Origin of the sequence: Streptomyces tsukubensis (assembly GCF_003932715.1) — a bacterium.
GTDB lineage: Bacteria > Actinomycetota > Actinomycetes > Streptomycetales > Streptomycetaceae > Streptomyces > Streptomyces tsukubensis.
This window is the reverse complement of record NZ_CP020700.1, coordinates 6,584,875-6,610,078: the sequence shown is the minus strand read 5'-3', so window position 1 is coordinate 6,610,078 and position 25,204 is coordinate 6,584,875. Positions and strand designations below refer to the sequence as shown.

The 25,204-nt window shown below is 71.8% G+C and carries 22 protein-coding genes; 16 read left to right on the top strand and 6 right to left on the bottom strand.

Annotated features, from left to right (window positions below):
* The first annotated feature begins 48 nt into the window (after nucleotides 1-48).
* The 13 genes from B7R87_RS27435 (at nucleotide 49) to B7R87_RS27375 (ending at nucleotide 12,733) form a co-directional block, all read left to right on the top strand.
* Nucleotides 49-1,266 (top strand): helix-turn-helix domain-containing protein, encoded by a 1,218-nt coding sequence (locus B7R87_RS27435; RefSeq protein WP_006345773.1) that lies wholly within the window; start codon nucleotides 49-51, stop codon nucleotides 1,264-1,266.
* Nucleotides 1,267-1,730: 464 nt separating this feature from the next.
* Nucleotides 1,731-2,297 (top strand): GNAT family N-acetyltransferase, encoded by a 567-nt coding sequence (locus B7R87_RS27430; RefSeq protein ID WP_006345774.1) that lies wholly within the window; start codon nucleotides 1,731-1,733, stop codon nucleotides 2,295-2,297.
* Between the two features lie 682 nt (nucleotides 2,298-2,979).
* The gene (locus tag B7R87_RS27425) at nucleotides 2,980-4,677 is read left to right on the top strand and encodes a nitrite/sulfite reductase (protein WP_006345775.1); all 1,698 of its coding nucleotides are present in this window, start codon (nucleotides 2,980-2,982) and stop codon (nucleotides 4,675-4,677) included.
* Nucleotides 4,678-4,768: 91 nt separating this feature from the next.
* Nucleotides 4,769-4,954 carry a hypothetical protein gene (locus B7R87_RS27420; protein WP_006345776.1) on the top strand — a complete coding sequence of 62 codons (186 nt, stop codon included), beginning with the start codon at nucleotides 4,769-4,771 and terminating at the stop codon, nucleotides 4,952-4,954.
* Nucleotides 4,951-5,649, top strand: a complete 699-nt coding sequence (locus tag B7R87_RS27415) for a phosphoadenylyl-sulfate reductase (protein ID WP_006345777.1) — start codon at nucleotides 4,951-4,953, stop codon at nucleotides 5,647-5,649. Before B7R87_RS27420 ends, B7R87_RS27415 begins: the two co-directional genes overlap by 4 nt.
* A gap of 56 nt (nucleotides 5,650-5,705) precedes the next feature.
* A complete protein-coding gene (gene cysC / locus B7R87_RS27410; protein WP_006345778.1) occupies nucleotides 5,706-6,239 on the top strand; it encodes an adenylyl-sulfate kinase in 534 nt (177 codons plus the stop codon).
* On the top strand, nucleotides 6,206-7,177 hold the full coding sequence (gene cysD / locus B7R87_RS27405) for a sulfate adenylyltransferase subunit CysD (protein ID WP_233168942.1): 972 nt from the start codon (nucleotides 6,206-6,208) through the stop codon (nucleotides 7,175-7,177). The genes cysC and cysD overlap by 34 nt, the downstream gene beginning before the upstream one ends.
* Nucleotides 7,178-7,179: 2 nt before the next feature.
* Nucleotides 7,180-8,559 (top strand): sulfate adenylyltransferase subunit 1, encoded by a 1,380-nt coding sequence (locus B7R87_RS27400; protein ID WP_006345780.1) that lies wholly within the window; start codon nucleotides 7,180-7,182, stop codon nucleotides 8,557-8,559.
* A gap of 204 nt (nucleotides 8,560-8,763) precedes the next feature.
* The gene (locus tag B7R87_RS27395) at nucleotides 8,764-9,873 is read left to right on the top strand and encodes an aliphatic sulfonate ABC transporter substrate-binding protein (protein WP_006345781.1); all 1,110 of its coding nucleotides are present in this window, start codon (nucleotides 8,764-8,766) and stop codon (nucleotides 9,871-9,873) included.
* A gap of 31 nt (nucleotides 9,874-9,904) precedes the next feature.
* On the top strand, nucleotides 9,905-10,711 hold the full coding sequence (locus B7R87_RS27390) for an ABC transporter ATP-binding protein (RefSeq protein WP_040913675.1): 807 nt from the start codon (nucleotides 9,905-9,907) through the stop codon (nucleotides 10,709-10,711).
* Nucleotides 10,698-11,603 (top strand): ABC transporter permease, encoded by a 906-nt coding sequence (locus B7R87_RS27385; protein ID WP_006345783.1) that lies wholly within the window; start codon nucleotides 10,698-10,700, stop codon nucleotides 11,601-11,603. The genes B7R87_RS27390 and B7R87_RS27385 overlap by 14 nt, the downstream gene beginning before the upstream one ends.
* A gap of 8 nt (nucleotides 11,604-11,611) precedes the next feature.
* Complete coding sequence (locus B7R87_RS27380; RefSeq protein ID WP_006345784.1) at nucleotides 11,612-12,391, top strand: sirohydrochlorin chelatase; 780 nt, start codon at nucleotides 11,612-11,614, stop codon at nucleotides 12,389-12,391.
* A gap of 147 nt (nucleotides 12,392-12,538) precedes the next feature.
* Nucleotides 12,539-12,733, top strand: coding sequence for a DUF4236 domain-containing protein (locus B7R87_RS27375; RefSeq protein ID WP_006345785.1), 195 nt, complete (start codon nucleotides 12,539-12,541; stop codon nucleotides 12,731-12,733).
* Between the two features lie 12 nt (nucleotides 12,734-12,745).
* Here B7R87_RS27375 and B7R87_RS27370 read toward each other — a convergent pair whose 3' ends face one another.
* Complete coding sequence (locus B7R87_RS27370; protein ID WP_006345786.1) at nucleotides 12,746-13,291, bottom strand: DUF1697 domain-containing protein; 546 nt, start codon at nucleotides 13,289-13,291, stop codon at nucleotides 12,746-12,748.
* Nucleotides 13,292-13,510: 219 nt separating this feature from the next.
* Here B7R87_RS27370 and B7R87_RS27365 point away from each other — a divergent pair, with 219 nt between their 5' ends.
* Entirely contained in the window at nucleotides 13,511-15,805 is a 2,295-nt protein-coding gene (locus B7R87_RS27365; protein WP_045852798.1) for an MMPL family transporter, read from the top strand.
* 157 nt (nucleotides 15,806-15,962) lie between these two features.
* Here the strand turns inward: B7R87_RS27365 and B7R87_RS27360 are convergent, their stop codons facing one another.
* From B7R87_RS27360 to B7R87_RS27350, 3 genes are read right to left on the bottom strand one after another with little or no spacing between them, the layout of a single operon-like run.
* Entirely contained in the window at nucleotides 15,963-17,276 is a 1,314-nt protein-coding gene (locus B7R87_RS27360) for an ABC transporter substrate-binding protein (RefSeq protein WP_006345788.1), read from the bottom strand.
* A complete protein-coding gene (locus tag B7R87_RS27355) occupies nucleotides 17,273-18,142 on the bottom strand; it encodes a carbohydrate ABC transporter permease (protein WP_006345789.1) in 870 nt (289 codons plus the stop codon). Before B7R87_RS27355 ends, B7R87_RS27360 begins: the two co-directional genes overlap by 4 nt.
* Nucleotides 18,139-19,044 carry a carbohydrate ABC transporter permease gene (locus tag B7R87_RS27350; protein WP_006345790.1) on the bottom strand — a complete coding sequence of 302 codons (906 nt, stop codon included), beginning with the start codon at nucleotides 19,042-19,044 and terminating at the stop codon, nucleotides 18,139-18,141. Before B7R87_RS27350 ends, B7R87_RS27355 begins: the two co-directional genes overlap by 4 nt.
* 170 nt (nucleotides 19,045-19,214) lie before the next feature.
* On the opposite strand from B7R87_RS27350, the gene B7R87_RS27345 reads away from it, so the two are divergent.
* A complete protein-coding gene (locus B7R87_RS27345; RefSeq protein WP_130584803.1) occupies nucleotides 19,215-20,066 on the top strand; it encodes a phosphotransferase enzyme family protein in 852 nt (283 codons plus the stop codon).
* Nucleotides 20,067-20,478: 412 nt separating this feature from the next.
* Here B7R87_RS27345 and B7R87_RS27340 read toward each other — a convergent pair whose 3' ends face one another.
* Both B7R87_RS27340 and B7R87_RS27335 read right to left on the bottom strand, forming a co-directional pair.
* A complete protein-coding gene (locus tag B7R87_RS27340; protein WP_006345793.1) occupies nucleotides 20,479-21,216 on the bottom strand; it encodes an exonuclease domain-containing protein in 738 nt (245 codons plus the stop codon).
* Nucleotides 21,217-21,283: 67 nt separating this feature from the next.
* Nucleotides 21,284-22,534, bottom strand: a complete 1,251-nt coding sequence (locus B7R87_RS27335; RefSeq protein ID WP_040913687.1) for an SAV2148 family HEPN domain-containing protein — start codon at nucleotides 22,532-22,534, stop codon at nucleotides 21,284-21,286.
* A 433-nt stretch (nucleotides 22,535-22,967) separates the two neighbouring features.
* On the opposite strand from B7R87_RS27335, the gene glgX reads away from it, so the two are divergent.
* Nucleotides 22,968-25,115 carry a glycogen debranching protein GlgX gene (glgX, locus tag B7R87_RS27330; RefSeq protein ID WP_006345795.1) on the top strand — a complete coding sequence of 716 codons (2,148 nt, stop codon included), beginning with the start codon at nucleotides 22,968-22,970 and terminating at the stop codon, nucleotides 25,113-25,115.
* Nucleotides 25,116-25,204: the final 89 nt, after the last annotated feature.

Here is a 25,204-nt window from a genome sequence, read left to right as displayed (position 1 = left end):
CCGCATCGCGGTACGCGATCCGTACCGCCCGAGGAGGACCCCCGCGCCGTGCACACCACGCCGATCGACCCGGCCGGACTCACCGCGATGGACCCGGCCGAGGCCGGAAGAGTGCTCAAGGGCGTACGGGAGGCCGTCCTGGGCGGGCGGAGGTCGGCGCTCGGCCCCCGGGCGGAGATCGGCGAGTCGTGGCAGCGGCTGCTGCGGGCCGGGCTCGACCCGGAGCACGGCGGCCGGGCGGGGCTGCTGCCGCGCGAGGAGGTCGAACGGCGGCGCGGCGAATCCCCGCTGCGGACCGTGCTGCCGGTGCTCCGCGAGGGCCTGGTGGGCGTCGCGGACGCGGCGCAGCACGTGGTGACGGTCGCGGACGCCGACGGAAAGCTGCTCTGGCGCGAGGGCACCGCCGCGGTGCTGCGCAAGGGCGACGCCCACGGTTTCGTCGTCGGCTCCGACTGGAGCGAACCGCTGGCGGGGACGACCGCGATAGGGACGGTCCTGGTCGCCCGGCGCCCGGTCCTGGTGCATGCGGCCGAGCATTTCGTCGCCGCGTACCACTCGTGGACGTGCGCGGGGGCACCGGTGACCGATCCGCGCAACGGGCGGCTCCTCGGCGTGGTGAACGTCTGCGGCCCCCTGGGAACGGCGCATCCGACGACCCTGCCCCTGGTGACCGCCGTGACCCGGCTCGCCGAGGCACAACTGCGCCTGGCGCATCTGACGGCCCTGGAGAAGCTGCGGGCGGTGGCGGCGCCGCTGCTGGGGCGGCTGACGGGGCGGGCGGTGGTGACCGACGGGAACGGCTGGCCCGCGGCGGTGATCGGCATGCCCCCGCCGCAGGGCAGACTCCAGCTGCCCCGGGCCGCGGCCGCGGGCCGGTACTGGATCACACCGCTCGGGACGGCGGATCTGGAGCCGGTGCCCGGCGGCTGGCTGATCCGGGTGACCGAACCGGGAGGCCCCGGCCCGGTCTCCCGGGTGGTGGTCGATCTGACGCGCCTGCCGCGCGCGTCGGCGACCGTGCACGGCGCGGCGGGGAGCTGGGTCCAGGAGCTGAGCCCGCGCCATGCGGAGCTGCTGGGGCGGCTGGCGGCGCACCGGGAGGGTCTGAGCGCGGCCCAACTGGCGGCGGAACTCTTCGGCGACCCCACCCGGACGGTGACGGTCCGCGCGGAGATGTCCCGGCTGCGCCGGCAGCTTCCCCAGGTGCTGACGAGCCGCCCGTACCGCTTCGCGGAGTCCATCGAGGTCGAGGTCCACCACGGGTAGCCTCCGACGGCCGGGGGAACGGCCCCGCGTCCGTACCGCCCTCCCTTGCCACTACGCCCGCCCCCGCCCACGGCCGGGGGCGGACCGGCGGCCTCCGTCATACAGGGGACAGGCCCGTGGACGCGGCGGCGAACTTTCCCGGCCCCCGGAGCACCCGGGGCCCGCGGCGTGCGGCGCGGCGCCGGACCATCCGTCCGGCCCGTGGGACGGCTGCCCGCCGACCGGACCCCCGCCGGGGGCCGCTCGGCGCCCGGCGGCGGGGGCACTACGACCGCGACTACGACACCGCGGCGCGGAAGCGTTCGTACCCGCACGGGAGCCGGGGTCCGTGTGTCTGCCCGGATCCGGGACCCGGCGGACCGCACCACCCCCGCCCGACCCGCCACCCCGCCTCCGCGGCCCGCGGGCCGCGGTGGGCACAACGGCCCTTCCGGCCCGGGGCCGGACCGTGATTCCCTGGCCCCATGAGCATCACCGTCACCACCTGGTCCCTTGAACAGACCTCGCCCGCCGATCTGCGGCCCGCCGCCCCCGCGGGGCCCGATGTCGCCGTCGTCCGGTCGGGGACCCCGTCGCCCGAGTTCAGCCGCTTCCTCTACGCGTCCGTGGGCGGGGACGTCACCTGGACCGACCGGCTCGGGATGACGTACGCCGAGTGGGAGGCCGTGCTCGGCAAGCCCGGTACGGAGACCTGGGTGGCGTACGAGAAGGGCACCCCCGCCGGCTACGCCGAACTGCAGGCGCAGGACGACGGCAATGTGGAGATCCTCTACTTCGGGCTGATCGCCGCCTTCCGGGGCCGCCGCATCGGCGGGCACCTCCTGAGCTACGCCACCGCCCGCGCCTGGGACCTGGCGGACCGCTGGCCGGGGCTCACCCCGACGAAGCGGGTCTGGGTGCACACCTGTTCCAAGGACGGGCCGCACGCCATGGACAACTACCTCCGGCGCGGCTTCACGCTCTTCGACACCGAAGTGACGGAGGAGCCGGAGAAGGCCACCCCCGGCCCGTGGCCCGGCGCCCACAGCTGACGCCCGGCACGCCCGGGCGGTCCCGGATACCCCGGGCACTCCCGAGCACCCCGCAGCACCTCGGGTCGCACCCGAACACTCCCCAACATCCCGGCACAGTACAGACAGTTCGGATAGTACGAATAGTACGGACGGACCGGGTCGAGCCCGGCGGAGGAACCTCCCCGGCCCGGCCCGGCAGCCATCGCCCGAGCCCCCGGACGCCGCCCCGGTCCGCGGCCGCCGGCCGAGCCCCTCGGCGCGCACAGTGACCGCCGCCACACCATCTCACCAGGCGAGACCAGGACGTCCACCATACGGATGATGGTGGACGCTCATCGGATGCGCGTGCCACGCTTCCGTCATGTCTCGGGTTGGAATTGCCTTGGTGAGTCGGCGGCACGTCGACCACGGCCGCATGTCCAGCGCCATCTGTCCCGCCTGCTGACAAGCCCAGCACAGCCGCCCCCACCGGTAGCCGACAGCCGAGCAGTTCCCCCACTCGATCCGCCTCTTCCGCTGATCCTTCTGCCTCGCCCCTCTGCGCGTCTGCACGAACTCCGCCTGCACTCCGCCGCACCACGCCCGTAGACACCTGACACACCTGCTTCTCTCCGCACACCCGCACCCTGCGCACCGTCGCGCGGCCCGGCGCGTGTGCGGCTGTGAGCCGCCCTCCCGTTGCCCCGAAGGACACACCGCCATGGCCGCCACACCGGACAAGCCCGCTCCCGCAGCGTCCCGTCGCAAGACCGGGCGCCACCGCGGCGAGGGACAGTGGGCCGTAGGCCATCTGACCCCGCTCAACGCCAATGAGCAGACCAAGAAGGACGACGACGGTCTCAATGTGCGGACACGCATTGAGACGATCTACGCCCACCGGGGCTTCGACTCCATCGACGGTGCCGATCTGCGCGGCCGGATGCGCTGGTGGGGTCTGTACACCCAGCGCAAGCCCGGGATCGACGGCGGCAAGACGGCGATCCTGGAGCCCGAGGAGCTGGACGACCGCTACTTCATGCTGCGGGTCCGCATCGACGGCGGACGGCTGACGACCCGGCAGCTCCGGGTGGTGGGCGAGATCTCGCAGGAGTTCGCCCGCGGCACCGCCGACATCACCGACCGCCAGAACGTCCAGTACCACTGGATCCGCATCGAGGACGTGCCGGAGATCTGGCGGCGGCTGGAGGCCGTCGGCCTGTCGACCGCCGAGGCGTGCGGTGACACCCCCCGCGTCGTCCTCGGCTCGCCGGTCGCCGGGATCGCCGCGGACGAGATCATCGACGGCACTCCCGCCATCGACGAGATCCTCCGCCGGATCGTCGGCAACAAGGACTTCTCCAACCTGCCGCGGAAGTTCAAGTCCGCGATCTCCGGTTCGCCGCTGCTGGACGTGGCCCACGAGATCAACGACATCGCCTTCGTCGGGGTGAACCACCCCGAGCACGGCCCCGGCTTCGACCTCTGGGTCGGCGGCGGTCTCTCCACCAACCCCAAGATCGGGGTACGGCTGGGCGCCTGGGTTCCCCTCGACGAGGTCCCCGACGTCTACGAGGGCGTCATCTCCGTCTTCCGCGACTACGGCTACCGCCGGCTGCGCAACCGCGCCCGGCTGAAGTTCCTGGTCGCGGACTGGGGTGCGGAGAAGTTCCGTCAGGTGCTGGAGGACCAGTACCTGCTGCGGAAGCTGGTCGACGGGCCCGCTCCCGAGAGGCCCGAGCAGGAGTGGCGGGACCATGTGGGCGTGCACCGCCAGAAGGACGGGCGGTTCTACGTCGGCTTCGCCCCGCGCGTGGGCCGGGTCGACGGCACGATCCTCACCAAGATCGCGGATCTGGCGGAGGCGCACGGCTCCGGCCGGGTACGGACCACCGCCGAGCAGAAGATGCTCGTGCTCGACGTCGAGGCGGACCGGGTCGACTCGCTGGTCGAGGGCCTGGAGTCGCTGGACCTGCGGGTCACCCCGTCCCCGTTCCGGCGGGGCACGATGGCCTGCACCGGTATCGAGTTCTGCAAGCTGGCGATCGTCGAGACCAAGGCGCGCGGCGCCTCCCTCATCGACGAACTGGAGCGCCGGATCCCGGAGTTCGACCAGCCGATCACCATCAACATCAACGGCTGCCCCAACGCCTGTGCCCGTATCCAGGTGGCGGACATCGGTCTCAAGGGCCAGCTGGTCCTCGACGACGAGGGCCGGCAGGTGGAGGGCTACCAGGTCCATCTGGGCGGCGCGCTCGGCCTCGACCCCGGCTTCGGCCGCAAGGTCCGCGGTCTGAAGGTGACCTCGGACGGCCTCCCCGACTACGTGGAGCGCGTCCTGCGCCGCTTCCAGGAGCAGCGCGAGGACGGCGAGCGGTTCGCGACCTGGGCGGCTCGGGCCTCCGAGGAATCGCTCTCATGAGCGGCGCACGCGCGGCCACCGGCCCGCAGACGAAGACGAATGCCGCACCTCTGCGCCGCGCGGGCGGAGAAGCGAACCGTCGAGGTGCCGCATGAGCGAGCGCGCGGCGCCGTTCTACTGCCCCTACTGCGGGGACGAGGATCTGCGCCCCTCCGAGCAGGGGCACGGTGCCTGGGAGTGCGCGAGCTGCAATCGCGCCTTCCAGTTGAAGTTCCTGGGGCTGCTGTCCCGGGGGCTGCGCCACGGCGGTGACGACGGGGGAAAGGACGCGATATGACGGTCACGGAGACCGGAGACCTACGCGAGCTGGCGGAACGCGCCGGCCGTGAACTGGAGGACGCCCCGGCGCTCGCGGTGCTCTCCTGGGCCGCCGAGACCTTCGGCGGCAGGTTCTGTGTGACGTCCTCCATGGAGGACGCGGTCGTCGCGCATCTCGCGTCCCGCGCCTTCCCCGGTGTCGACGTCGTCTTCCTCGACACCGGCTACCACTTCCCGGAGACCATCGGCACCCGGGACGCCGTCGAGGCCGTGATGGACGTGAACCTGATCACCCTCACACCGCGGCAGAGCGTCGCGGAGCAGGGCGCGGAGTACGGTCCGCGGCTGCACGACCGCGACCCCGACCTCTGCTGTGCGCTGCGGAAGGTGCGGCCGCTGGAGGAGGGGCTCGCGGGGTACGACGCCTGGGCCACGGGCCTGCGCCGTGACGAGTCCCCGACCAGGGCGAACACCCCTGTGGTGGGATGGGACGAGCGGCGGCGCAAGGTGAAGGTGGCCCCGATCGCCCGCTGGACGCAGGACGACGTGGACGCCTATGTCGCGGAGCACGGCGTGCTGACCAACCCTCTGCTGATGGACGGGTACGCCTCCGTGGGCTGCGCCCCCTGCACCCGCCGGGTGGCAGTGGGCGAGGACGCCCGGTCCGGCCGCTGGGCCGGACGCGCGAAGACGGAGTGCGGACTGCACGGCTGACCGCCTGCGGCCGACCGGCGGCTGAAGCCGCCACTACGACGAATCGGAGAATCAACATGACCGGGGCCACGATCTGGCTGACCGGCCTGCCGAGTGCCGGCAAGACCACGATCGCGCACGAGGTCGCCGGACGGCTGCGCGCCGGAGGCCGGCGCACCGAGGTGCTCGACGGTGACGAGATCCGCGAGTTCCTGTCGGCGGGTCTCGGTTTCAGCCGGGAGGACCGCGACACCAACGTCCAGCGGATCGGCTTCGTCGCAGAGTTGCTGGCCTCGCACGGGGTGACCGTGCTGGTGCCGGTGATCGCGCCGTACGCGGACAGCCGGGAGTCGGTCCGCAAGCGGCACCAGGCCGCGGGCACCGGCTTTGCCGAGGTGCATGTGGCGACTCCGGTCGAGGTCTGCTCGGAGCGGGATGTGAAGGGGCTGTACGCCAAGCAGGCGGCGGGGGAGATCAGCGGGCTGACGGGTGTGGACGATCCGTACGAGGCACCGGTTGCGCCGGACCTGCGGATCGAATCGCACCGGCAGACCGTCGCCGAATCCGCGGACGCGGTATGGGGTCTGCTGGCCGAGAGGGGTCTGGTGTGAGCGCGGGAACGGGTGCTGCGGCCCAGGGGCTGAACGACAGTCCGTACGCGCTGTCGCATCTGGACGCGCTGGAGTCGGAGTCGGTGCATATCTTCCGGGAGGTGGCGGGCGAGTTCGAGCGTCCGGTGATCCTCTTCTCGGGCGGCAAGGACTCCATCGTGATGCTGCATCTGGCGCTGAAGGCGTTCGCCCCGGGGCGGGTGCCGTTCGCGCTGCTGCACGTGGACACGGGGCACAACTTCCCCGAGGTGCTGGAGTACCGGGACCGGACGGTGGCCCGGCACGGGCTGCGGCTGCATGTGGCATCGGTCCAGGACTACATCGACCGGGGGGTGCTGCGGGAGCGTCCGGACGGCACCCGCAATCCGCTCCAGACCCTGCCGCTGACCGAGAAGATCGCGGCCGAGCGGTTCGACGCGGTCTTCGGAGGCGGTCGGCGCGACGAGGAGAAGGCCCGGGCCAAGGAGCGGGTGTTCTCGCTGCGGGACGAGTTCTCGCAGTGGGATCCGCGGCGGCAGCGGCCCGAGCTGTGGCAGCTGTACAACGGCCGGCACGCGCCGGGCGAGCACGTCCGGGTCTTCCCGCTCTCCAACTGGACCGAGCTGGACATCTGGCAGTACATCGCCCGCGAGAAGATCGAACTGCCGGAGATCTACTTCGCCCATGAGCGCGAAGTGTTCCAGCGGAGCGGTATGTGGCTGACCGGCGGCGACTGGGGCGGGCCGACCGACGCCGAGCAGGTGGAGCGGCGGACCGTGCGCTACCGGACGGTGGGCGATATGTCGTGCACCGGTGCCGTGGACTCGGACGCCGTCACGCTGGAGGCGGTCATCGCGGAGATCGCGGCGTCCCGGCTGACGGAACGGGGCGCGACCCGCGCGGACGACAAGTTGTCCGAGGCGGCGATGGAGGACCGCAAGCGGGAAGGCTATTTCTGATCATGACATCCACCGATATCACCGACGGCGGGGGCGCTGCGGAGGCGCTGCTGTCGGCGACGACGCTGCTGCGGTTCGCCACCGCGGGCTCGGTCGACGACGGGAAGTCGACCCTGGTGGGGCGGCTGCTGCACGATTCCAAGTCGGTGCTCACCGACCAGTTGGAGGCGGTCGAGCACGCTTCCCGCAGCCGGGGTGGCGAAGGGCCGGATCTGGCGCTGCTGACCGACGGTCTGCGGGCGGAGCGCGAGCAGGGCATCACCATCGACGTCGCGTACCGCTACTTCGCGACGCCCCGCCGGCGATTCATCCTCGCCGACACCCCCGGGCATGTGCAGTACACCCGGAACATGGTGACCGGGGCGTCCACCGCCGATCTCGCGGTCGTGCTGGTCGACGCCCGGAACGGGGTGGTGGAGCAGACCCGCCGCCACGCCGCCGTGGCCGCACTGCTGCGGGTGCCGCATGTGGTGCTCGCGGTGAACAAGATGGACCTGGTGGGGTACGCGGAGGAGGTGTTCGCCGCGATCGCCGAGGAGTTCACGGCGTACGCGACCGCTCTCGGCGTCCCGGAGGTCACCGCGATCCCGATCTCGGCGCTGGCCGGGGACAATGTGGTCGAGCCTTCGGCGGTGATGGACTGGTACGGCGGTCCGACGGTGCTGGAGCATCTGGAGACGGTGCCGGTCAGCCATGATCTGGCGGCCTGCCACGCCCGGCTGCCGGTGCAGTACGTGATCCGGCCGCAGACCGCCGAACACCCGGACTACCGGGGGTACGCGGGCCAGATCGCGGCGGGCACGTTCCGTACCGGGGAGCCGGTGACGGTGCTGCCGGGCGGGCGGACCACCACAGTGCAGGGCATCGACCTGCTGGGCGAGGCGGTGGACGTCGCCTGGGCGCCGCAGTCGGTGACCCTGCTGCTGGCGGACGACATCGACGTGTCGCGCGGCGATCTGATCGTGCCGAGCGGCGATGTCCCGCCGTCCGGGCAGGATGTGGAGGCGACGGTCTGCCATGTCGCCGACACCCCGCTGACCGTGGGGCACCGGGTGCTGCTGAAGCACACGACCCGCACGGTGAAGGCGATCGTCAAGGAGATCCCGGCTCTGGTGACCCTCGACGACCTCTCGCACCATGCGGAGCCGGGGCGGCTGACCGCCAACGACATCGGCCTGGTGAAGGTGCGGACCGCCGAGCCGATCGCCCTGGACTCCTATGCGGACTCGCGGCGTACGGGTTCGTTCCTGCTGATCGACCCGGCCGACGGCACCACCCTGGCCGCCGGTATGGCCGGGGAGTCCTTCGCCACCAACGACCGGTCCGCCGCAGCGGCGGACCCCGAAGCCCGTCAGGGCGATGAAGCGGAGTGGGATTTCTGATGACGGACGTGTTCGCCACCTTCGCCAAGGAGGGCGGCCGGGTGGGCAGCGGCACTCTCGGCGCAGGGTCGGGGGGTGTCGTGCGATGTGCGCGATGACCCGACTGCCGATCCGTGCCCGCTGGAAACGAAGACCGACCACCGATAGCGTCCCGGCCGCGCCGCCACGGCGTGGACACCGGGGCTTACGAGAGGATTCCCTCGCGTGCCTGCCACTCGCACCACCACCCTCCGCCGTTCCCTCGCCGCGGCCGCGGCGCTGCCCCTGCTGATCGGGACCCTCGCCGCCTGCGGCTACGGCTCCGACTCCAAGGACGACAAGACCGCCCCCGCCGCCAAGGGCAAGAAGCTCTCCGCCGACACCGTCCGCCTCGGCTACTTCCCGAATCTGACGCATGCCACCGCCCTCGTCGGTGAGCAGGAGGGCATCCTCCAGAAGGAGCTGGGCGGCACCCAGATCAAGTCGACGACGTTCAATGCCGGCCCCTCCGAGATCGAGGCCCTGAACGCGGGCTCCATCGACATCGGCTTCATCGGCCCCTCCCCCGCCATCAACGGCTTCACCAAGTCCAAGGGGAAGAACCTGCGGATCGTCGCCGGTTCGGCGTCCGGCGGAGTGAAGCTGGTGGTGAACCCCGCCAAGATCAAGACCCTCGACGATCTCAAGGGCAAGAAGATCGCCACCCCGCAGCACGGCAACACCCAGGACGTGGCCTTCCTCAACTGGATAGCCGAGAGAGGCTGGAAGACCGACGCCCAGAGCGGCAAGGGCGACGTCTCCGTGGTCCGTACGGACAACAAGATCACGCCGGATGCCTATAAGTCGGGCTCCATCGACGGGGCGTGGGTGCCGGAGCCGACGGCGTCGCGGCTGGTCAGCCAGGGCGCGAAGGTGCTGCTGGACGAGGCCACGATCTGGCCGGAGAAGAAGTTCGTGATCACCCATGTGATCGTGAGCCAGAAGTTCCTCAAGGACCACGCCGATGTGGTGGAGGCCTTCGTCCGCGGCACGGTGAAGACCAATGCGTGGATCAACGCCAACCCCGACAAGGCGAAGGCGTCCGCGAACGCCAAGCTGAAGGCGCTCAGCGGCAAGGAACTGCCCGCCGAGATCATCGACGGTGCCTGGCCGTCGATCCAGTTCCTCGACGACCCGCTGGCCTCGACCCTGCAGGCGCAGGCGGACCACGCCGTGAAGGCCGGGCTCCTGGAGAAGCCCGACCTGGTGGGGATCTACGACCTCAGCCTGCTCAACAAGGTGCTGAAGGCCCAGGGCGCCCCCGAGGCAGCCGACGCCGGACTCGGCGTCAAGTAAGCCGTACGTACGCTCCCAGGAGGTGACGACCATGGCCAGCACCACGGTGACCAAGGACCGGACGGCGGCCGGCGCCGGGACCGACCCGGCCGGATACGCGGCCCGTATCGAGCACGTTTCGAAGTCCTTCGCGACGCCCGGGGGACGGCAACTCGTCCTCGACGACATCTCCCTGGATGTCGCCCCGGGCGAGTTCGTCACCCTCCTGGGGGCGTCGGGCTGCGGTAAGTCGACCCTGCTCAATCTGGTGGCGGGGCTCGACGCGCCCAGTGCCGGGACCATCGAGACCCCGGGCGGGCGGCCCGCGCTGATGTTCCAGGAGCACGCCCTGTTCCCGTGGCTGACGGCGGGCAAGAACATCGAACTGGCGCTGCGGCTGCGCGGAGTCGCCAAGGCCGAGCGGCGCACCGAGGCGGAGCGGCTGCTGGAGCTGGTGCGGCTGTCGGGCGCCTACGGCAAGCGGGTGCACGAACTGTCGGGCGGTATGCGGCAGCGGGTGGCGCTGGCCCGGGCGCTGGCCCAGGACAGTCAGCTGCTGCTGATGGACGAGCCGTTCGCGGCGCTGGACGCCATCACCCGGGACGTGCTCCACGAGGAGCTGACCCGGATCTGGCGGGAGACCCGGCTGTCGGTGCTCTTCGTCACCCACAACGTCCGTGAGGCCGTGCGGCTGGCCGAGCGGGTGGTGCTGCTGTCGTCGCGTCCCGGGCGGATCGCCCGGGAGTGGTCGGTCGGCATCGAACAGCCGCGCCGTATCGAGGACGCGGCCGTGGCCGAGCTGTCCGTCGAGATCACCGAGGAACTGCGGGGGGAGATCCGCCGACATGGTCAGAACTGAGACACCGTCCCCGGCGAAGCAACGTGCCGGGGGCGACGGGGGAACGCACGATCTCGCCGCGGGGCTCGACGCCCTGGAGACCGTGGAGACCGGACGGGCGTCGCTGCGGGAGGTGCTGCTGACGAAGGTGGTGCCGCCGCTGACGGCGGTGGCGCTGGTGATCGCGGTCTGGCAGACGCTGGTGTGGGCGGAGGTCACCGACGAGGGCAGTCTGCCCGCGCCGTCCGCGGTCTGGGACAGCGTGTCCGACCTGTGGCTGCAGGGCACCCTGCTGGAGATCGTGTGGACGAGTGTCTCGCGCGGTTTCTCGGGCTTCCTGCTGGCCCTGGCCATCGGTACGCCGCTGGGTCTGCTGGTGGCCCGGGTGAAGTTCGTCCGGGCCGCGATCGGGCCGATCCTCTCCGGTCTCCAGTCGCTGCCTTCGGTGGCGTGGGTGCCGCCCGCGGTGATCTGGCTGGGTCTGAACAACCAGATGATGTACGCGGTGATCCTGCTCGGCGCGGTCCCGTCCATCGCCAACGGGCTGGTGTCCGGGGTGGACCAGGTCCCGCCGCTGTTCCTGCGGGCCGGCCGCACCCTGGGCGCCACCGGTCTCAAGGGCACCTGGTACATCGTGATGCCGGCCGCCCTGCCGGGCTATGTGGCGGGGCTCAAGCAGGGCTGGGCCTTCGCCTGGCGGTCCCTGATGGCGGCGGAGATCATCGCCTCGTCGCCGGACCTCGGCCTCGGTCTGGGCCAGTTGCTGGAGAACGGCCGCAACAACTCGGACATGCCGGGGGTGTTCCTGGCGATCCTGCTGATCCTCGTCGTCGGTATCGCCATCGACCTGCTGGTCTTCAGCCCGCTGGAGCGGGCGGTCCTGCGGGGCCGCGGTCTCCTCGTCAAGAACTGAGCCACGCCGTGTACGGACCCCGTCTCCTCGTCGTCGCCCACGGCAGCCGCGATCCGCGGCACGCCGCGACCGTCCATGCCCTGGTGCGCCGGGTGCGGTCGCTGCGGCCCGGGCTCCCCGTGGAGACGGGGTTCCTCGACTTCAACGCGCCCTCGGTACCGCAGGTGCTGGAGCGCATCGCCGCCGAGGACCCGGGGGCCGAAGTGGTGGCGCTGCCGCTGCTGCTGACCCGGGCCTTCCACGCCAAGTCCGACCTCCCCGCCGTACTGGCGGAGGCGTCGGCAGCACTGCCCGGACTGCGGATCCGGCAGGCGGGGGTACTGGGCCCGTCGCCGCTGCTGACCGCGGCGGTCGGGCGGCGGCTGTACGAGGCGGGGGCCGGGCGGACCCCCGCCGCACGACGCTCGACGGGGCTGGTCCTGGCCTCGGCGGGCTCCACCGACCCGGAGGCGATCGCAGCGATCGCAGCCATGGCGCGGGAGCTGAGGCGCACCGGTTGGTGCTCCGTGCGGCCTGCGTTCGCCTCCGCATCCCTTCCGCGTACGGAGGACGCCGTACGCATGCTGCGGGCCGACGGCTGCGCCCGGGTGGCCGTCGCCCCGTATGTGATCGCCCCCGGCAGGCTGCCGGACCGGATCGCCGAGGGCGCCCGTGACGCGGACGTCCTGGCGGAGGTGCTGGGCCCCTGCCCGGAGCTGGCCGAGCTGATCGTCCACCGGTACGAGCAGGCCGTACGCCCGGCGGAGGCCGCTCCGGCGGCGTTCGGACGTCTCGGGGTTACCGCCTGATCCGCGGGCCCGTACCCCGAGGCCGTCTCGGGGTCGGCCCGGCAGGTCCCGCGGGCCGGTGGTGACAGGATCGTGGCGGACCGGTGACGGGCACCGGGTGCGGATACCGCACCATGGAAGCCTCGCCCCCGGTGAAGGAGTCCCGAGATGCCGTTCAACTACCACAAGCGGATCACCGTGATCCCGAAGCTGCTGCACGTCACCGTCAGCTCCCACGGCTGGTCCTGGTCGCTGGGCGGCCGGCGGGCGCACGTCACCCGGCACAGCGGCGGCGGGCGCAGCGCCTCGGTGCGTCTCCCGGGCGGTTTCAGCCTCCGCCGGGACTCCCGCCGCCACCACTGAACCCCCGGGTCCTCAGCCGGTCAGCTCGGCCAGCTTGACGACGGTGTTCCAGTTACGGGTGGTGGCGACGAGGCCCCTGGTGACGGCGGGCCGGGCCAGGGCGTCGGCGAGCCTGGAGCGGCCGAGACCTTGGGGGGCATAGAGATACAGGGCCCGGTCGCCGGTCCGGAAGTCCTCGGGCGCATGGGCGCCGCGGTCGACGGCGGCGAACCGCTCGGCGGTCACGGGCGCCGAGAAGTAGGTGACATGGAGCTGCTTCGCCTCCAGCTCCGCGGCCGGGAACGGGCAGTCGTCGACGATCGCCCGCAGATATCCGGCGCCGCGCACCAGACAGTCGACGGTGAAGCCGAAACGCTCTTCGAGCGCCTGCTCCAGGGCGCGGGCGAGGGCGTCCTCGTCGGTGGCGTCGCTGGTGAAGACGGCGTTGCCGCTCTGGAGATAGGTGCCGACCGCACCGTGCCCGAGACCTTCCAGTACGGCACGCAGCTCGGCCATGGGCACTTTGCGGTGCCCTCCGACGTTGATCCCCCGCAGCAGGGCCGCGTATCCGGTGCTCATACCGCTCAGCGTAGGCCGCCCCACCGACAGGACCGATAGGTGTAAGGGGCCAGGAGTCTCCGGCTCGGGGGCCCGACCGGTACCGGTGGATGAGAGCGGGGCCTCCCGGCTCACCGGTGAGGCGGATCCGGCGGCCCGCCACCGCCCCTAGCGTCGTGTTCCGAGACGTGAAGTCGTCGGCGCGGAGCCGACGTTATGCCGGGGAGGGCACGGTCGGTCATGGGTCTGACAGGGAACACGGGGGCGGCGGGAAGAACGCGCCCCGCACACGCCGGGCCTCGCGGTCTGGCCGCGCGGGCGGGGAGCTGGAGCGCCCGCCACCGCTGGGCGGCGGTGGGCGTCTGGGTGCTGTTCGTCGTGGTGACGATGTTCGCCGGATCGGCGGTCGGCCAGGAGAAGCTGAAGCCGACCGACCAGCTCAAGGGGGAGACCTCCCAGGCCGCGAGGATCATCGACGAGGCGGGTATCGAGGACCCGGCGACCGAGCGGGTGCTGATATCGGCCCGGGGTGCCCAGGGTCCGGCGGCGACGGATCCGGTGTTCCGGTCGGCCGTGGACGCGGTGATGAAGGCGGTGGCCGCGACCGGTGAGGCGACCGAGCCCGTCTCCCCGTACTCCAGTGGCGCGATCTCCAAGGACGGCCGCAGCGCCCTCGTCCAGTTCGATGTCCGCGGGGACCCGGAAACCGCCGGTGACCGCGTCGAGCCGCTGCTGAAGGCCGTGGCGAAGGTGCAGGAACAGCACGAGTCGCTGCGGATCGAACAGATCGGCGGCGCCAGCATGAACCGCACGTTCGACAAGGCGTTCGGTGACGACTTCAAGCAGGCGGAGTACTCCGCCGTACCGGTCGCCCTGGGCATTCTGCTGATCGCGTTCGGCGCCCTGGTGGCGGCGCTGATCCCGGTGGTCCTGGCGATCACCGCGATCATGGCCACGATGGGTCTGATGGGCCTGGTCAGCCATGTGGTCCCGATGTCCGATACGGCGAACTCGGTGATGCTGCTGGTGGGTCTGGCCGTCGGTGTGGACTACTGCCTGTTCTATCTGCGGCGGGAGCGCGAGGAGCGGGCGGCCGGCCGGGACAAGGAGACCGCGATCCGGATCGCGGCGGCGACCAGCGGCCGGGCCGTGGTGGTCTCGGGTGTGACGGTCTGCATCGCCATGGCGGGCATGCTGTTCACCGGGGTCGGCGATTTCGAGTCGATGGGCCTGGCGTCGCTGATCGTGGTCGCCGTCGCCATGGTCGGTTCGGTGACCGTGCTGCCCGCGCTGCTGTCGCTCCTCGGTGACCGGGTGGAGAAGGGCCGGGTGCCGTTCCTCGCCAAGCTGAAGAAGGGCAACGGGGAGAGCCGGTTCTGGCGGGCGGTCCTCGGCCGGGTCCTGCGGCGTCCGGTGGCCTCCCTGGTGATCGCGACCGGTGTGCTGGCGGCGATCGCGCTGCCCGCGGTCGGGATGAAGACCCAGGAGCTGAAGCTGGACCAGGAGTTCGGCTCGTCGATGCCGATCGTGGCGACGTACGAGCGGCTCAACGAGGCGTTCCCCGGCGGGGCGGAGCCCGCGGCGGTCGTGGTCCGCGCCTCCGACATCGACGGGGCGGCGGTCAAGTCCGCGATCGACCGGTTCACCAAGGAAGCGGTGTCGTCGGGCGCCTCCGAGGGCCCGGTCGAGGTCACCGTGCACGCCGCCGAGAACGTCGCCTTCATCTCGGTGCCGCTGGTCGGCGGCTCCGACCAGGAGCGGGCCGAGAAGAGCCTGGACCTGCTGCGCGACAAGGTCAGGCCGGCGGCCTTCGGTTCCCTCTCCGGGGTGGACGCACCGATCACCGGCCAGGTCGCCGGGTCGAAGGACTTCACCGACCAGATCACCGCATCGGTGGCGCCGGTCTTCGGCTTCGTCGTGGTCTTCGCCTTCGTCCTGATGCTGCTGTCGTTCCGCTCGGTGACCATCGCGATCACCTCGGTCCTGCTCAACCTGCTCTCCGTGGCGGCCGCGTACGGCATCCTCACCATCGTCTTCCAGCACGGCTGGGGCGCCTCCCTGGTGGGTGCGGAGGGCGTGGGGGCGGTCGTCGCCTGGCTGCCGCTGTTCCTCTTCGTGATCCTCTTCGGCCTCTCGATGGACTACCACGTCTTCGTGGTCTCCCGGATCCGGGAGGCGAAGGTCCGCGGCCGGAGCACCCCTGAGGCGATCACCCACGGGGTGGTGACCACGGCGGGCGTGGTCACCAGCGCCGCCGTCATCATGGTCGCCGTCTTCGCGATCTTCGGGACGCTGTCGATGCAGTCGATGAAGCAGATGGGTGTGGGTCTGGCCGCGGCGGTGCTGATCGACGCGACGGTGATCCGCGGCGTGCTGCTCCCGGCGGTGATGGCCCTGCTCGGTGAGCGCAACTGGTACTTCCCGCGCTGGCTGCACTGGCTGCCGGACATGACGCACGACGAGCCGCAGGACGACGAGCCGCAGGGCGCGGCCCCGGAGGCGGACGGCGACCGCAAGGTGCCGGTGCGGGTGTAGCACGGCTCCCTGCCGGGGGGCGGGCGGGCCGGAGACTGTTCTCCGGCCCGCCCGGTGGGCTGCGCCCCGATCCACCACCGCACCGCACCTGAAGAAATCACCGCCCCTGGAACATCCCCGCACCGCGACGGTCACCGCACGCGGAAAGTCATCGGCGTTACCTCTGGTAGCGCGCCAGGACCAGATTGCCGTCGCGTTCCAGGCGGCGCTTCAGTTCCCGTTCCCCGATCGCCCCGCTGTAGTACTCCTGGTAGGCGGGCGTGGCCACCTTGTCCTTCCACTCCGGATAGCCGCGCACGGACTGCGCCGGTGCCGAGCGCAGGCCCCGCGCCAGGGCGGTGCCCACCGCCCAGCCGTCCTTCTCGGCGCGCAGGGCGGGATCCGCGAGGGCGGCGTTGCCCGTCGGCAGCATCCAGTCGCCCTTCGCCAGCCGGACCATGTTCGCGGGCCGCAGCATGAAGTCGATGAACGCGGCGGCTTCCCGCTTGTGCCGGGTGTCCTCCGCGATCGACAGCGTCTGCGGGCTGACGCCCTGCACCGCGCCGCCGGGGCCGACCGGCATCGGCAGTACGGTCCACTCGAAGCCTTCGGGCGCCTGCTGGGCGATCTGCTGGCGGTACGAGAAGCCGAGCGGGACCATCGCGTACTTTCCGCCGAAGAACCCGGGCAGGGCGTCGGAGCCGCCGGAGCCGAGGATCGTCCGGGACGCCGTACGGTCCTCGTTGACCTGGTCGCGGATGACGTCCGGGACCAGGGCGTCGCCGTCACCGAAGCGGATCCGCACCTTGCCGCCCGCCTCCCGGTGGAAGAGCTGCCCGCCGGCCGACAGTCCGAGGTTGAGGGTGGTGGCGACCGGTTCCTTCAGCGGCCAGGCGACGGCGTACCGCCCCTTCCCCATCGACCGGGTCAGCTCCCGCGCGACGCCGCGGAACTCGTCCCAGGTCCACGGCCGTTCGGCGGTCGGCAGCCGGATGCCCGACGATTCGACGAGTTTCCGGTTGGCGATCAGCACCTTCGGCTCCTGGAGGAAGGGCACGCCGTAGACGCCCTCCCCGAAGGTCGTCGTCTCCCAGCTCGCCCGGGGGATGTCGGAGGTCAGCCGCTCCGGCAGCAGCGTCCGCAGATCGGCCAGGTAGCCGCCGTAGGCGAAGTCGGCGAGGTCGTCGGATGCGTCGTGGATGACGTCGGGGGCCTCCCCGCCCTCGAAGGACGTCAGCAGCTGGTCGTGGACGCTGTTCCAGCTGCCCTGGACGTATGCGACCCGGACGCCGGGGTTGGCCGCGTTCCACTCCCGTACCAACTGCCTGTTGGCGTCGACGGACTCCTTCTGCCAGGCCAGGGAGAGGAACCGGAGCCGGATCGTGCCGTCCCCGGCGTCCTCGCCGCCGCCGGTGCAGGCCGCGGTCGTCACGGCGAGCAACAGCGCCAGTACGGCGGCGGCAAGGGTACGGACCCGGGCGCCGCCCCTCACTTCACCGCTCCCGCGAGCACGCCGCCCGTGATCCGCCGCTGGATGAGCGCGAAGATCACCAGCGACGGGAGGGTGGCCAGGAAGGCGGCCGCCGCGAGCGGTCCGAGGTCGGCGGCGCCCTCCGCGCCGAGGAAGTGGGTCAACACCACCGGCAGTGTCTGTTTCTCCGGCGATTTGAGCAGCACCAGGGCGAAGAAGAACTCGTTCCAGGCGATGATGAACGCGAACATCGCGGTGACCACGATCCCCGGCGCCAGCAGGGGCGCGGTCACCGACACCAGGGTCCGCAGCCTCCCCGCGCCGTCGACGGCGGCGGCCTCCTCCAGTTCCCGCGGTACGGCCCGGACGTACCCGGCGAGCATCCAGAGCGCGAAGGGCAGCGCCCACACCACGTACACCAGCACCAGACCCCAGAGCGTGTTGATCATCCGCAGGTTCTTCAGGACCAGGAACAGCGGAATGATCAGCAGGACGAAGGGGAAGGCCTGGCTGACCACGACCCAGCCGGTCGCCAGCGTGGCCGACCTGCCGCGGGTGCGGGCGATGACATAGGCCGCCGGGGTCGCGACGAGCACCGCGATCACCGCCGCGGCGACCGCCACCAGCAGGCTGTTCCCGGCGGCCCGCAGCAGCGGATGCTCGTCGAAGGCCTGCCGGAAGTTCTCCAGGGTCGGCTGGTCCGGGATCCACGCCGGATGGAGCGACCCCAGCTCCTTCGCCGGTTTCACGGCCGTGGACAGCAGCCACAGGAACGGCAGGGCGAGGAAGAGCAGATAGGCGGCGAGGGCGAGGTACTGGCCCGCGCGGCCGAACGCCCGGCGCAGCTCACGGGTCCGCGGCGGTGCCGCCGGGGCGGTACGGGTCACTTCTCTTCCCCTCCTCGAAGCCTGCCCACCAGGAACACCGCCAGCACCACCGAGATCACCGCCACCATCGCGCAGCCCATCGCCGCCGCGTAGCCGAACTGGCCGTAGCGGAAGGCCTCCTCGTAGGCGAAGAGGGTGGGCAGCCTGGTCCGGCCGCCGGGCCCGCCGGCCGTGAGCACCCACACCAGGGCGAAGGCGTTGAAGTTCCAGATCAGATTGAGCGCGGTGATCGCCAGGGCGACGGGTCTGAGCGCGGGCCAGGTGACGGCCCAAAACCGGCGCCAGGCGCCCGCGCCGTCCAGTGCGGCCGCCTCGTGGAGTTCGCGCGGGGTGTTCTGGAGGCCCGCCAGAAGGGCGACCGTCGTCTGCGGCAGTCCCGCCCAGATCCCGACCACGATCACCGCGGGCAGAGCGGTGCCCAGTCCGGTCAGCCAGTCGCGGCCGTCGCCGAAGCCGAAGTCGCGCAGGGTCTCGTTGAGGATCCCCGCGTCGGGGCTGTACACCAGCCGCCACATGATGCCGACGACGACCTCCGGCATCGCCCAGGGGATGATCGCCAGCGAGCGGGCCAGCCAGCGCAGCCGCAGCTTCTGGGTGAGCAGCAGCGCCAGCCCGAGGCCGAGGAGGAACTGGGGGACGGTCACCCCCACGGCCCACACCAGGCCGATGCCGAAGGACTCCCAGAAGAGGGTGTCCCGGCGCAGGTCCCGGAAGTTCAGGGAGCCGATCCACTCGGTGGGTTCGGTACGGCCCGCCTGGGCGTCGGTGAACGCGAGCCCCACCCCGTACAGCAGCGGGCCGACGCTCAGCACCAGGATCGGGATCAGGGCGGGCAGGACGAGGAACCAGGCACCGTGGTCGAGCAGTCGGCGGGGCCGCGGAACCGTCGTCGCGTCTGTCACCGAGCCGGCTCCTTCGCCTTCGGGCAGCGGATGGCGGTGTGACCGCCCTCACCCTCGCGGGCCCTGGTCATGGTCCTGAGCTGCCGGGGGCCCGTCAAGGACGCCTGCCGTGGATGCGACACTTTGGCGTGTTCGCAGGGGTGACTCAAGGAAAGGCGGCGGACGCGACGGTGGACGCGGAACGGGCACGGGACGTCCTCGCGGCGGCGGGGCTGCCGGACGGGACACTGCTCTCCCTCGGGGAGAACGCGGTCTTCGCGGTGGACGGCCTCGTCGTCAAGATCGGCCGGACGGCGGAGCTGCTGGCGCGGGCGGAGCGCGAAGTTGCCGTCGGCATGTGGCTGGCGGGCGCGGACGTACCGGCGGTACGTCCCGCGGAGCCGACCGCACGGCTCGTCGAGGGGCATCCCGTCACCGTCTGGCACCGGCTGCCGGACGCCGTGCGCCCCGCGGGCCCGGCGGATCTGGCGGCCCTGCTGCGGCGCGTCCACGCGCTGGCGCCGCCGGCCGGTCTCACCCTGCCGCCGCGGGAGCTGCTCGGCGGTGTCGAGCGGTGGCTGCGGCTGGCGGGGGACGCGATCGACCCGGCGGACGCGGCGTTCCTCCGGGAGCGGCGGGACGGTTTCGCCGCGGCGGCCGCGGCGCTGACCCCGCATCTGCCGCCGGGGCCCATCCACGGGGACGCCCTCCCCCGGAACGTCCATGTGGGCCCGGACGGTCCCGTCCTGGTCGACCTGGAAACCGTCTCCGCGGACCTGCGGGAGCACGACCTCGTCGTGATGGCCCTGTCCCGGGACCGGTACGGGCTGCCGCCCGAGGCGTACGACGAGTTCGTCACCGCGTACGGGTGGGACGTCCGCGACTGGGAGGGGTGCGGGGTGCTGCGCGGGGCGCGGGAGACGGCGAGCTGTGCGTGGGTGGCGCAGCACGCCCCCACGAACCCGAAGGCACGGGAGGAGTTCATCCGCCGCGTGAACTCCCTCCGCGACGCCGACCCGGAGATCCGCTGGTTCCCCTTCTGAGGAGCGTGCTGCGGCTCCTCAGGGAGCGCCGTGCCTGGCGGGGTTGGTTTTCCGCCCGCGGGCCGTCGTGGGCCGTTCGCGCAGTTCCCCGCGCCCCTAAAGACCCTCTCCGGCCTCGTCAGGTGAAGGGCCTGCGGCGGACAGACATCCTTGCCCACGGGGTCAAGTCGGGATCACGTGGGAGGGGGGTGCAGGGTCGCCCCCGCAGCGGACCTGCGACAAGCACAGCTCGCCGGAGCGCAGTGCATCGCAGGCCGCGAGGAGGTGAGCCCGGAGGCCACCGACCCACCCGCACCGGCAGGACCGGCGACCTACACCACGGAGTCACGCGACTCGACCACCGAAGCGCCCGCACCCCGCAGGAACGAAGCGCCCCACAGCGGGAGGCGCCCTCGCAGGAACGAAGCGCCCCTCAGCGGGAGGCGCCCTCGCGGGAGGCGACCGGGGCATCCCGGAACGGCCACGTCCCGTCCACCTCCGCCGTCGCGTCGCCCTTGCGGCGCAGGAACGACTCGAAGTCCTTCGCCCATGTCGCGTACCAGCGAATCTGCTGCTCGTGCAGCTCCGCCGGGGCGAGAGCGGCCACCGACGGGTGACGGGCCGCCAGCGCGCGGGCCACCGCGACCGCCGCCTCCGCGTCCGCCGTCGCGTCGTGCGCGTCGGCGAGGGCCACGCCGTACTCCGCGCTGACGGCCTCCAGGGTGCGCTTCCCCTTGCGGTAGCGGTCGGCGGCCCGGTCGATGGTGAGCGGGTCGACGACCGGCCCGGGGGTCCGCCCGCCGAGCCGTTCGGTGAGGGACGGCAGCCCGTGGCGGGCCAGCTCCGCGCCGAGGAGGGTGAGGTCGAAGGAGGCGTTGTAGGCCACGACGGGCACCCCGCGGTCCCAGTGCCCGCACAGTTCGGCCGCGACCTCGTCCGCGACCTCGCGGGCGGGCCGGCCCTCCGCGGTGGCGCGTTCGGTGGTGATGCCGTGGATCGCGGACGCCTGTTCGGGGATCCGGATGCCGGGGTCGGCCAGCCAGACCCGGCGCCGCGGCGCGCCCCCGGGAACCGTGCGGACGACGGCCGCGGTGACGATCCGCGCTTCCCAGGGCTCGGTGCCCGTCGTCTCCAGGTCGAAGCCGACGAGTTCTTCCGTGTGCCAGGTCATGGTGGACCCCCTCCTTCGTGGTGCTGCTCCCCCGGATGCTTCTCACCCTGTCATGTGCCACTGACACTCAGGAGACCGGGCGGGAGTCGGACCACACCGACTCGAACTCCTCGCGGTAGGTCTGGAAGAGTCCGTGCTCTCCGGGGTCGCCGGGATCGCCGGGGTGTCCGGCCCGGACCACGGAGCGGCGGCCGCCGCGGAGTACCAGGACCGGTGCCTCCATACCGCGGGCGGTGCGCAGATAGGTCTGGACGACGGCCATCCCGTCGGGCCCGTCGCCGTCGACGAGGTAGGCGGTGAAGCGGGGCGTCTCGTCGAAGACCTGGATTTCGAAGGCGCCGGGGTCGCGGAGGAGGGAGCGGACCCGCCGCATATGGAGGATGTTCATCTCCACGGTGCGGCTGAGTTCACCCTTTCTGAGGCCGAGTTCCCGTTCGCGCCGTTTGACGGCGCTGCTCGCGGGGTTGAGGAAGAGCAGCCGGACCCGGGCCCCGCTTTCGGCGAGGCGGACCAGCCGGCGTCCGGAGAAGTTCTGGACCAGGAGGTTCAGCCCGATGCCGATGGCGTCGAGGCGGCGGGCGCCGCCGAAGAGGTCTTCGGCGGGGAGCTGGCGCTGGAGGCGGACCCGGTCGGGGTGGACGGAGACCACGTCGGCGTACCGGTCGCCGACGAGGTCTTCGACGGCGTCGACGGGCAGCCGGTCGGCCGACCGGGTCGCGGTGCCGCTGCCGAGCATGTCGAGGAGGCGCGCGGATGCGCGTTCCGCCTGGGCGAGTACGGCTTCGTTGAGGGCCCGGTTGCGGGAGACGACGTTGCGGGTGACTTCGAGTTCGTCGAGGGCGAGTTCGACGTCGCGCCGGTCGTCGAGGTACGGCTCGAAGCAGGGCCAGTGCTGGACCATCAGCTCCCGCAGCTGGGGCAGGGTCAGGAAGGAGAGCACGTTGTCGTCGGCGGGGTCGAGGAGATAGCCCTTGCGCCGGGAGACCTCCCGTACCGCGACGGCCCGCTGGACCCATTCCTGTCCAGCGGGTCCGGCGGCGGCGATGACCCAGTCGTCGCCGTGCACGGGTTCGTACACGGGCCGCAGGACGGCGGCGACGACGGCGCGCAGCCGCTGTTCGACCAGGTTCAGCCAGATGTACGCACGTCCCGCGCGCTGGGCGCGGGTCCGTACCTCGGCCCAGGACTCGGCGTCCCAGTCGAGTTCCGCCCCGATTTCCAGCGGTCTGGCGAGGGACACCGCTCCCGGCGGGACATCGGCGGGATCCCCCTCGTGACCGCTGTCACCGGGGGGTAGCTCCAGCCCTCCCGAGCTCACCGGCGTCCCCTTCCCGTCCCCCACCAAAGATCAACGCAGACTACTCCGCAAGCATGAGGAGGTGCAGCCGGATCGCCGGGGTCCCTTTTCAACTGCCTTCTGTTCCAGGGGTGTTATTCCGGCCAAGTCGGCCGGGAGTGAGCGGATTCATAGCGAGTCAGGGGGGATTCGGGGCGCGGCGTCCGCCGGGTCCGGGCCCGACGGGCCCCGCGGGCTCCGGGGCGCGGGCCCGGAGCAGGTGCGGGCAACTAGGGGCTGCGCGCGGCGCGCCGCCCCCACGGTGGCCGGTTTACGCCGTACGGGTGAGGATCGGAACGTGCCGTTGACGGCGCGCCGTCCGGGGGGCGCGCCGGGGGCGCTCACGGTACGTTCGGACGGGATCCGGGCCCCTGTCCCCCCACCCGCCCGGATCGCGGAAGGGGCGGAGTTCTGCATGCAGGTCTGGCCGGGACAGGCGTATCCCCTCGGTGCCACCTTCGACGGCGCCGGCACGAATTTCGCGGTGTTCTCCGAGGCGGCGCGGCGTATCGAGCTGTGTCTGCTGCACGACGACGGCTCGGAGGAGCGCGTCGAGCTGCGCGAGGCGGACGCCTTTGTCCGGCACGCGTATCTGCCGGGCGTGATGCCGGGGCAGCGGTACGGCTTCCGGGTGCACGGTCCGCACGATCCCGGTCAGGGGCATCGGTGCAATGCGTCGAAGCTGCTGATCGACCCGTATGCGAGGGCCCTGAGCGGGGCCGTGACCTGGGGCGAGCCGGTGTACGGCTACCACTTCGGGCGGCCGGAGTCGCGCAATGTCCTGGACTCCGCGGGGCACACCATGGCGTCCGTCGTGGTGAATCCTTACTTCGACTGGGGGGACGACCGGTCCCCCCGGACGGAGTACCACCGGACGGTGATCTACGAGGCCCATGTGAAGGGCCTGACGATGCTCCATCCGGAGCTGCCGCCGGAGCTGCGGGGCACCTATGCGGGGCTCGCCCATCCGGCGGTGATCTCGCATCTGACGGAGCTGGGCGTCACCACGCTGGAGCTGATGCCGGTCCACCAGTTCGTCCAGGACCACCGGCTGGTGGACGCGGGGCTGCGCAACTACTGGGGCTACAACACGATCGGTTTCTTCGCCCCGCACAACGCCTATGCCTCCTGGGGCGAGCGGGGCGAGCAGGTGCTGGAGTTCAAGCACGCCGTGAGGGCGCTGCACCAGGCCGGTATCGAGGTCATTCTCGATGTGGTCTACAACCACACGGCGGAGGGGAACCATCTGGGCCCGACGCTCTCGTTCCGGGGCCTGGACAATGCCTCGTACTACCGGCTCGCCGAGGACCGGCGGCACTACACGGACACCACGGGCACCGGGAATTCGCTGCTGATGCGGTCTCCGCACGTACTGCAGCTGATCATGGACTCGCTGCGGTACTGGGTGACGGAGATGCACGTCGACGGCTTCCGTTTCGATCTGGCGGCGACCCTGGCCCGGCAGTTCCACGAGGTGGACCGGCTGTCGTCGTTCTTCGATCTGGTGCAGCAGGATCCGGTGGTCAGTCAGGTGAAGCTGATCGCCGAACCGTGGGACGTGGGCGAGGGCGGCTATCAGGTGGGGAACTTCCCGCCGCTGTGGACCGAGTGGAACGGCAAGTACCGGGACACGGTCCGGGATCTGTGGCGCGGTGAGCCGAGGACGCTGGCCGAGTTCGCGTCCCGGCTGACCGGCTCGTCGGACCTCTACCAGTGCGACGGCCGCCGCCCGCTGGCGTCCATCAACTTCGTCACCTGCCACGACGGTTTCACCCTGCACGATCTGGTGGCGTACGACACCAAGCACAACGAGGCCAACGGGGAGGGCAACCGGGACGGCGAGAGCCACAACCGGTCGTGGAACTGCGGGGTGGAGGGCGAGACGGACGATCCGGCGGTGCTGGAGCTGCGGGCCCGTCAGATGCGGAACTTCCTGGCCACGCTGCTGCTTTCGCAGGGGGTGCCGATGCTGGGCCACGGGGACGAGTTCGCCCGGACGCAGCACGGCAACAACAACGCGTACTGCCAGGACGGCGAGGTGTCCTGGGTGCACTGGCCCAAACCCGGGGAGACCGCCGTCCCCGGGGAGCAGCCGCTGCAGGAGTTCGTCCGGACGATGGTGTGGCTCCGCCGCGACCATCCGGTCTTCCGGCGCCGCCGCTTCTTCCGCGGGCGGCCGGTGGACGGCCCGGACGGCACGCCCGGTGCGCCGGGCGCGCTGACGGACATCGCCTGGTTCACCCCGGAGGGCGAGCCGATGACCCAGCGGGACTGGCAGGCGGCCCGGCCGGGCGCGCTGTCGGTGTTCCTCAACGGCGACGCGATCTCCGAGCCGGGGCCGCGGGGGGAACGGATCCGGGACGACTCTTTCCTGCTGATGTTCAACGCGAGCCCGAAGGATCTCGACTTCACGGTTCCGGCGAAGCACGGCCGGGGCTGGCGGACGGTCGTGGACACCGCACGTCCCGAGGGCGTTCCGCCGGGCGGCGGCCAGCGGGTCGCGGCGGGGGCCCGGCTGCGCCGCCGGAGCCACAGTCTGGTGGTGCTGCGGCGGCCAGTGTGACCCGGCGGGGGGTACGGCGAGGGGGCAACGCGCTCCGGACCGGTCCCCGCCCCCGTGACACGGCCCAGGGCACGGCGGCTCCGCTCACC

Coding starts and splice junctions, on each gene's coding strand:
- B7R87_RS27430 (WP_006345774.1), top strand. CDS start 1,731: ATGAGCATCACCGTCACCACCTGGTCCCTTGAACAGACCTCGCCCGCC.
- B7R87_RS27425 (WP_006345775.1), top strand. CDS start 2,980: ATGGCCGCCACACCGGACAAGCCCGCTCCCGCAGCGTCCCGTCGCAAG.
- B7R87_RS27420 (WP_006345776.1), top strand. CDS start 4,769: ATGAGCGAGCGCGCGGCGCCGTTCTACTGCCCCTACTGCGGGGACGAG.
- B7R87_RS27415 (WP_006345777.1), top strand. CDS start 4,951: ATGACGGTCACGGAGACCGGAGACCTACGCGAGCTGGCGGAACGCGCC.
- cysC (WP_006345778.1), top strand. CDS start 5,706: ATGACCGGGGCCACGATCTGGCTGACCGGCCTGCCGAGTGCCGGCAAG.
- cysD (WP_233168942.1), top strand. CDS start 6,206: ATGGGGTCTGCTGGCCGAGAGGGGTCTGGTGTGAGCGCGGGAACGGGT.
- B7R87_RS27400 (WP_006345780.1), top strand. CDS start 7,180: ATGACATCCACCGATATCACCGACGGCGGGGGCGCTGCGGAGGCGCTG.
- B7R87_RS27390 (WP_040913675.1), top strand. CDS start 9,905: ATGGCCAGCACCACGGTGACCAAGGACCGGACGGCGGCCGGCGCCGGG.
- B7R87_RS27385 (WP_006345783.1), top strand. CDS start 10,698: ATGGTCAGAACTGAGACACCGTCCCCGGCGAAGCAACGTGCCGGGGGC.
- B7R87_RS27375 (WP_006345785.1), top strand. CDS start 12,539: ATGCCGTTCAACTACCACAAGCGGATCACCGTGATCCCGAAGCTGCTG.
- B7R87_RS27370 (WP_006345786.1), bottom strand. CDS start 13,291: ATGAGCACCGGATACGCGGCCCTGCTGCGGGGGATCAACGTCGGAGGG.
- B7R87_RS27365 (WP_045852798.1), top strand. CDS start 13,511: ATGGGTCTGACAGGGAACACGGGGGCGGCGGGAAGAACGCGCCCCGCA.
- B7R87_RS27340 (WP_006345793.1), bottom strand. CDS start 21,216: ATGACCTGGCACACGGAAGAACTCGTCGGCTTCGACCTGGAGACGACG.
- glgX (WP_006345795.1), top strand. CDS start 22,968: ATGCAGGTCTGGCCGGGACAGGCGTATCCCCTCGGTGCCACCTTCGAC.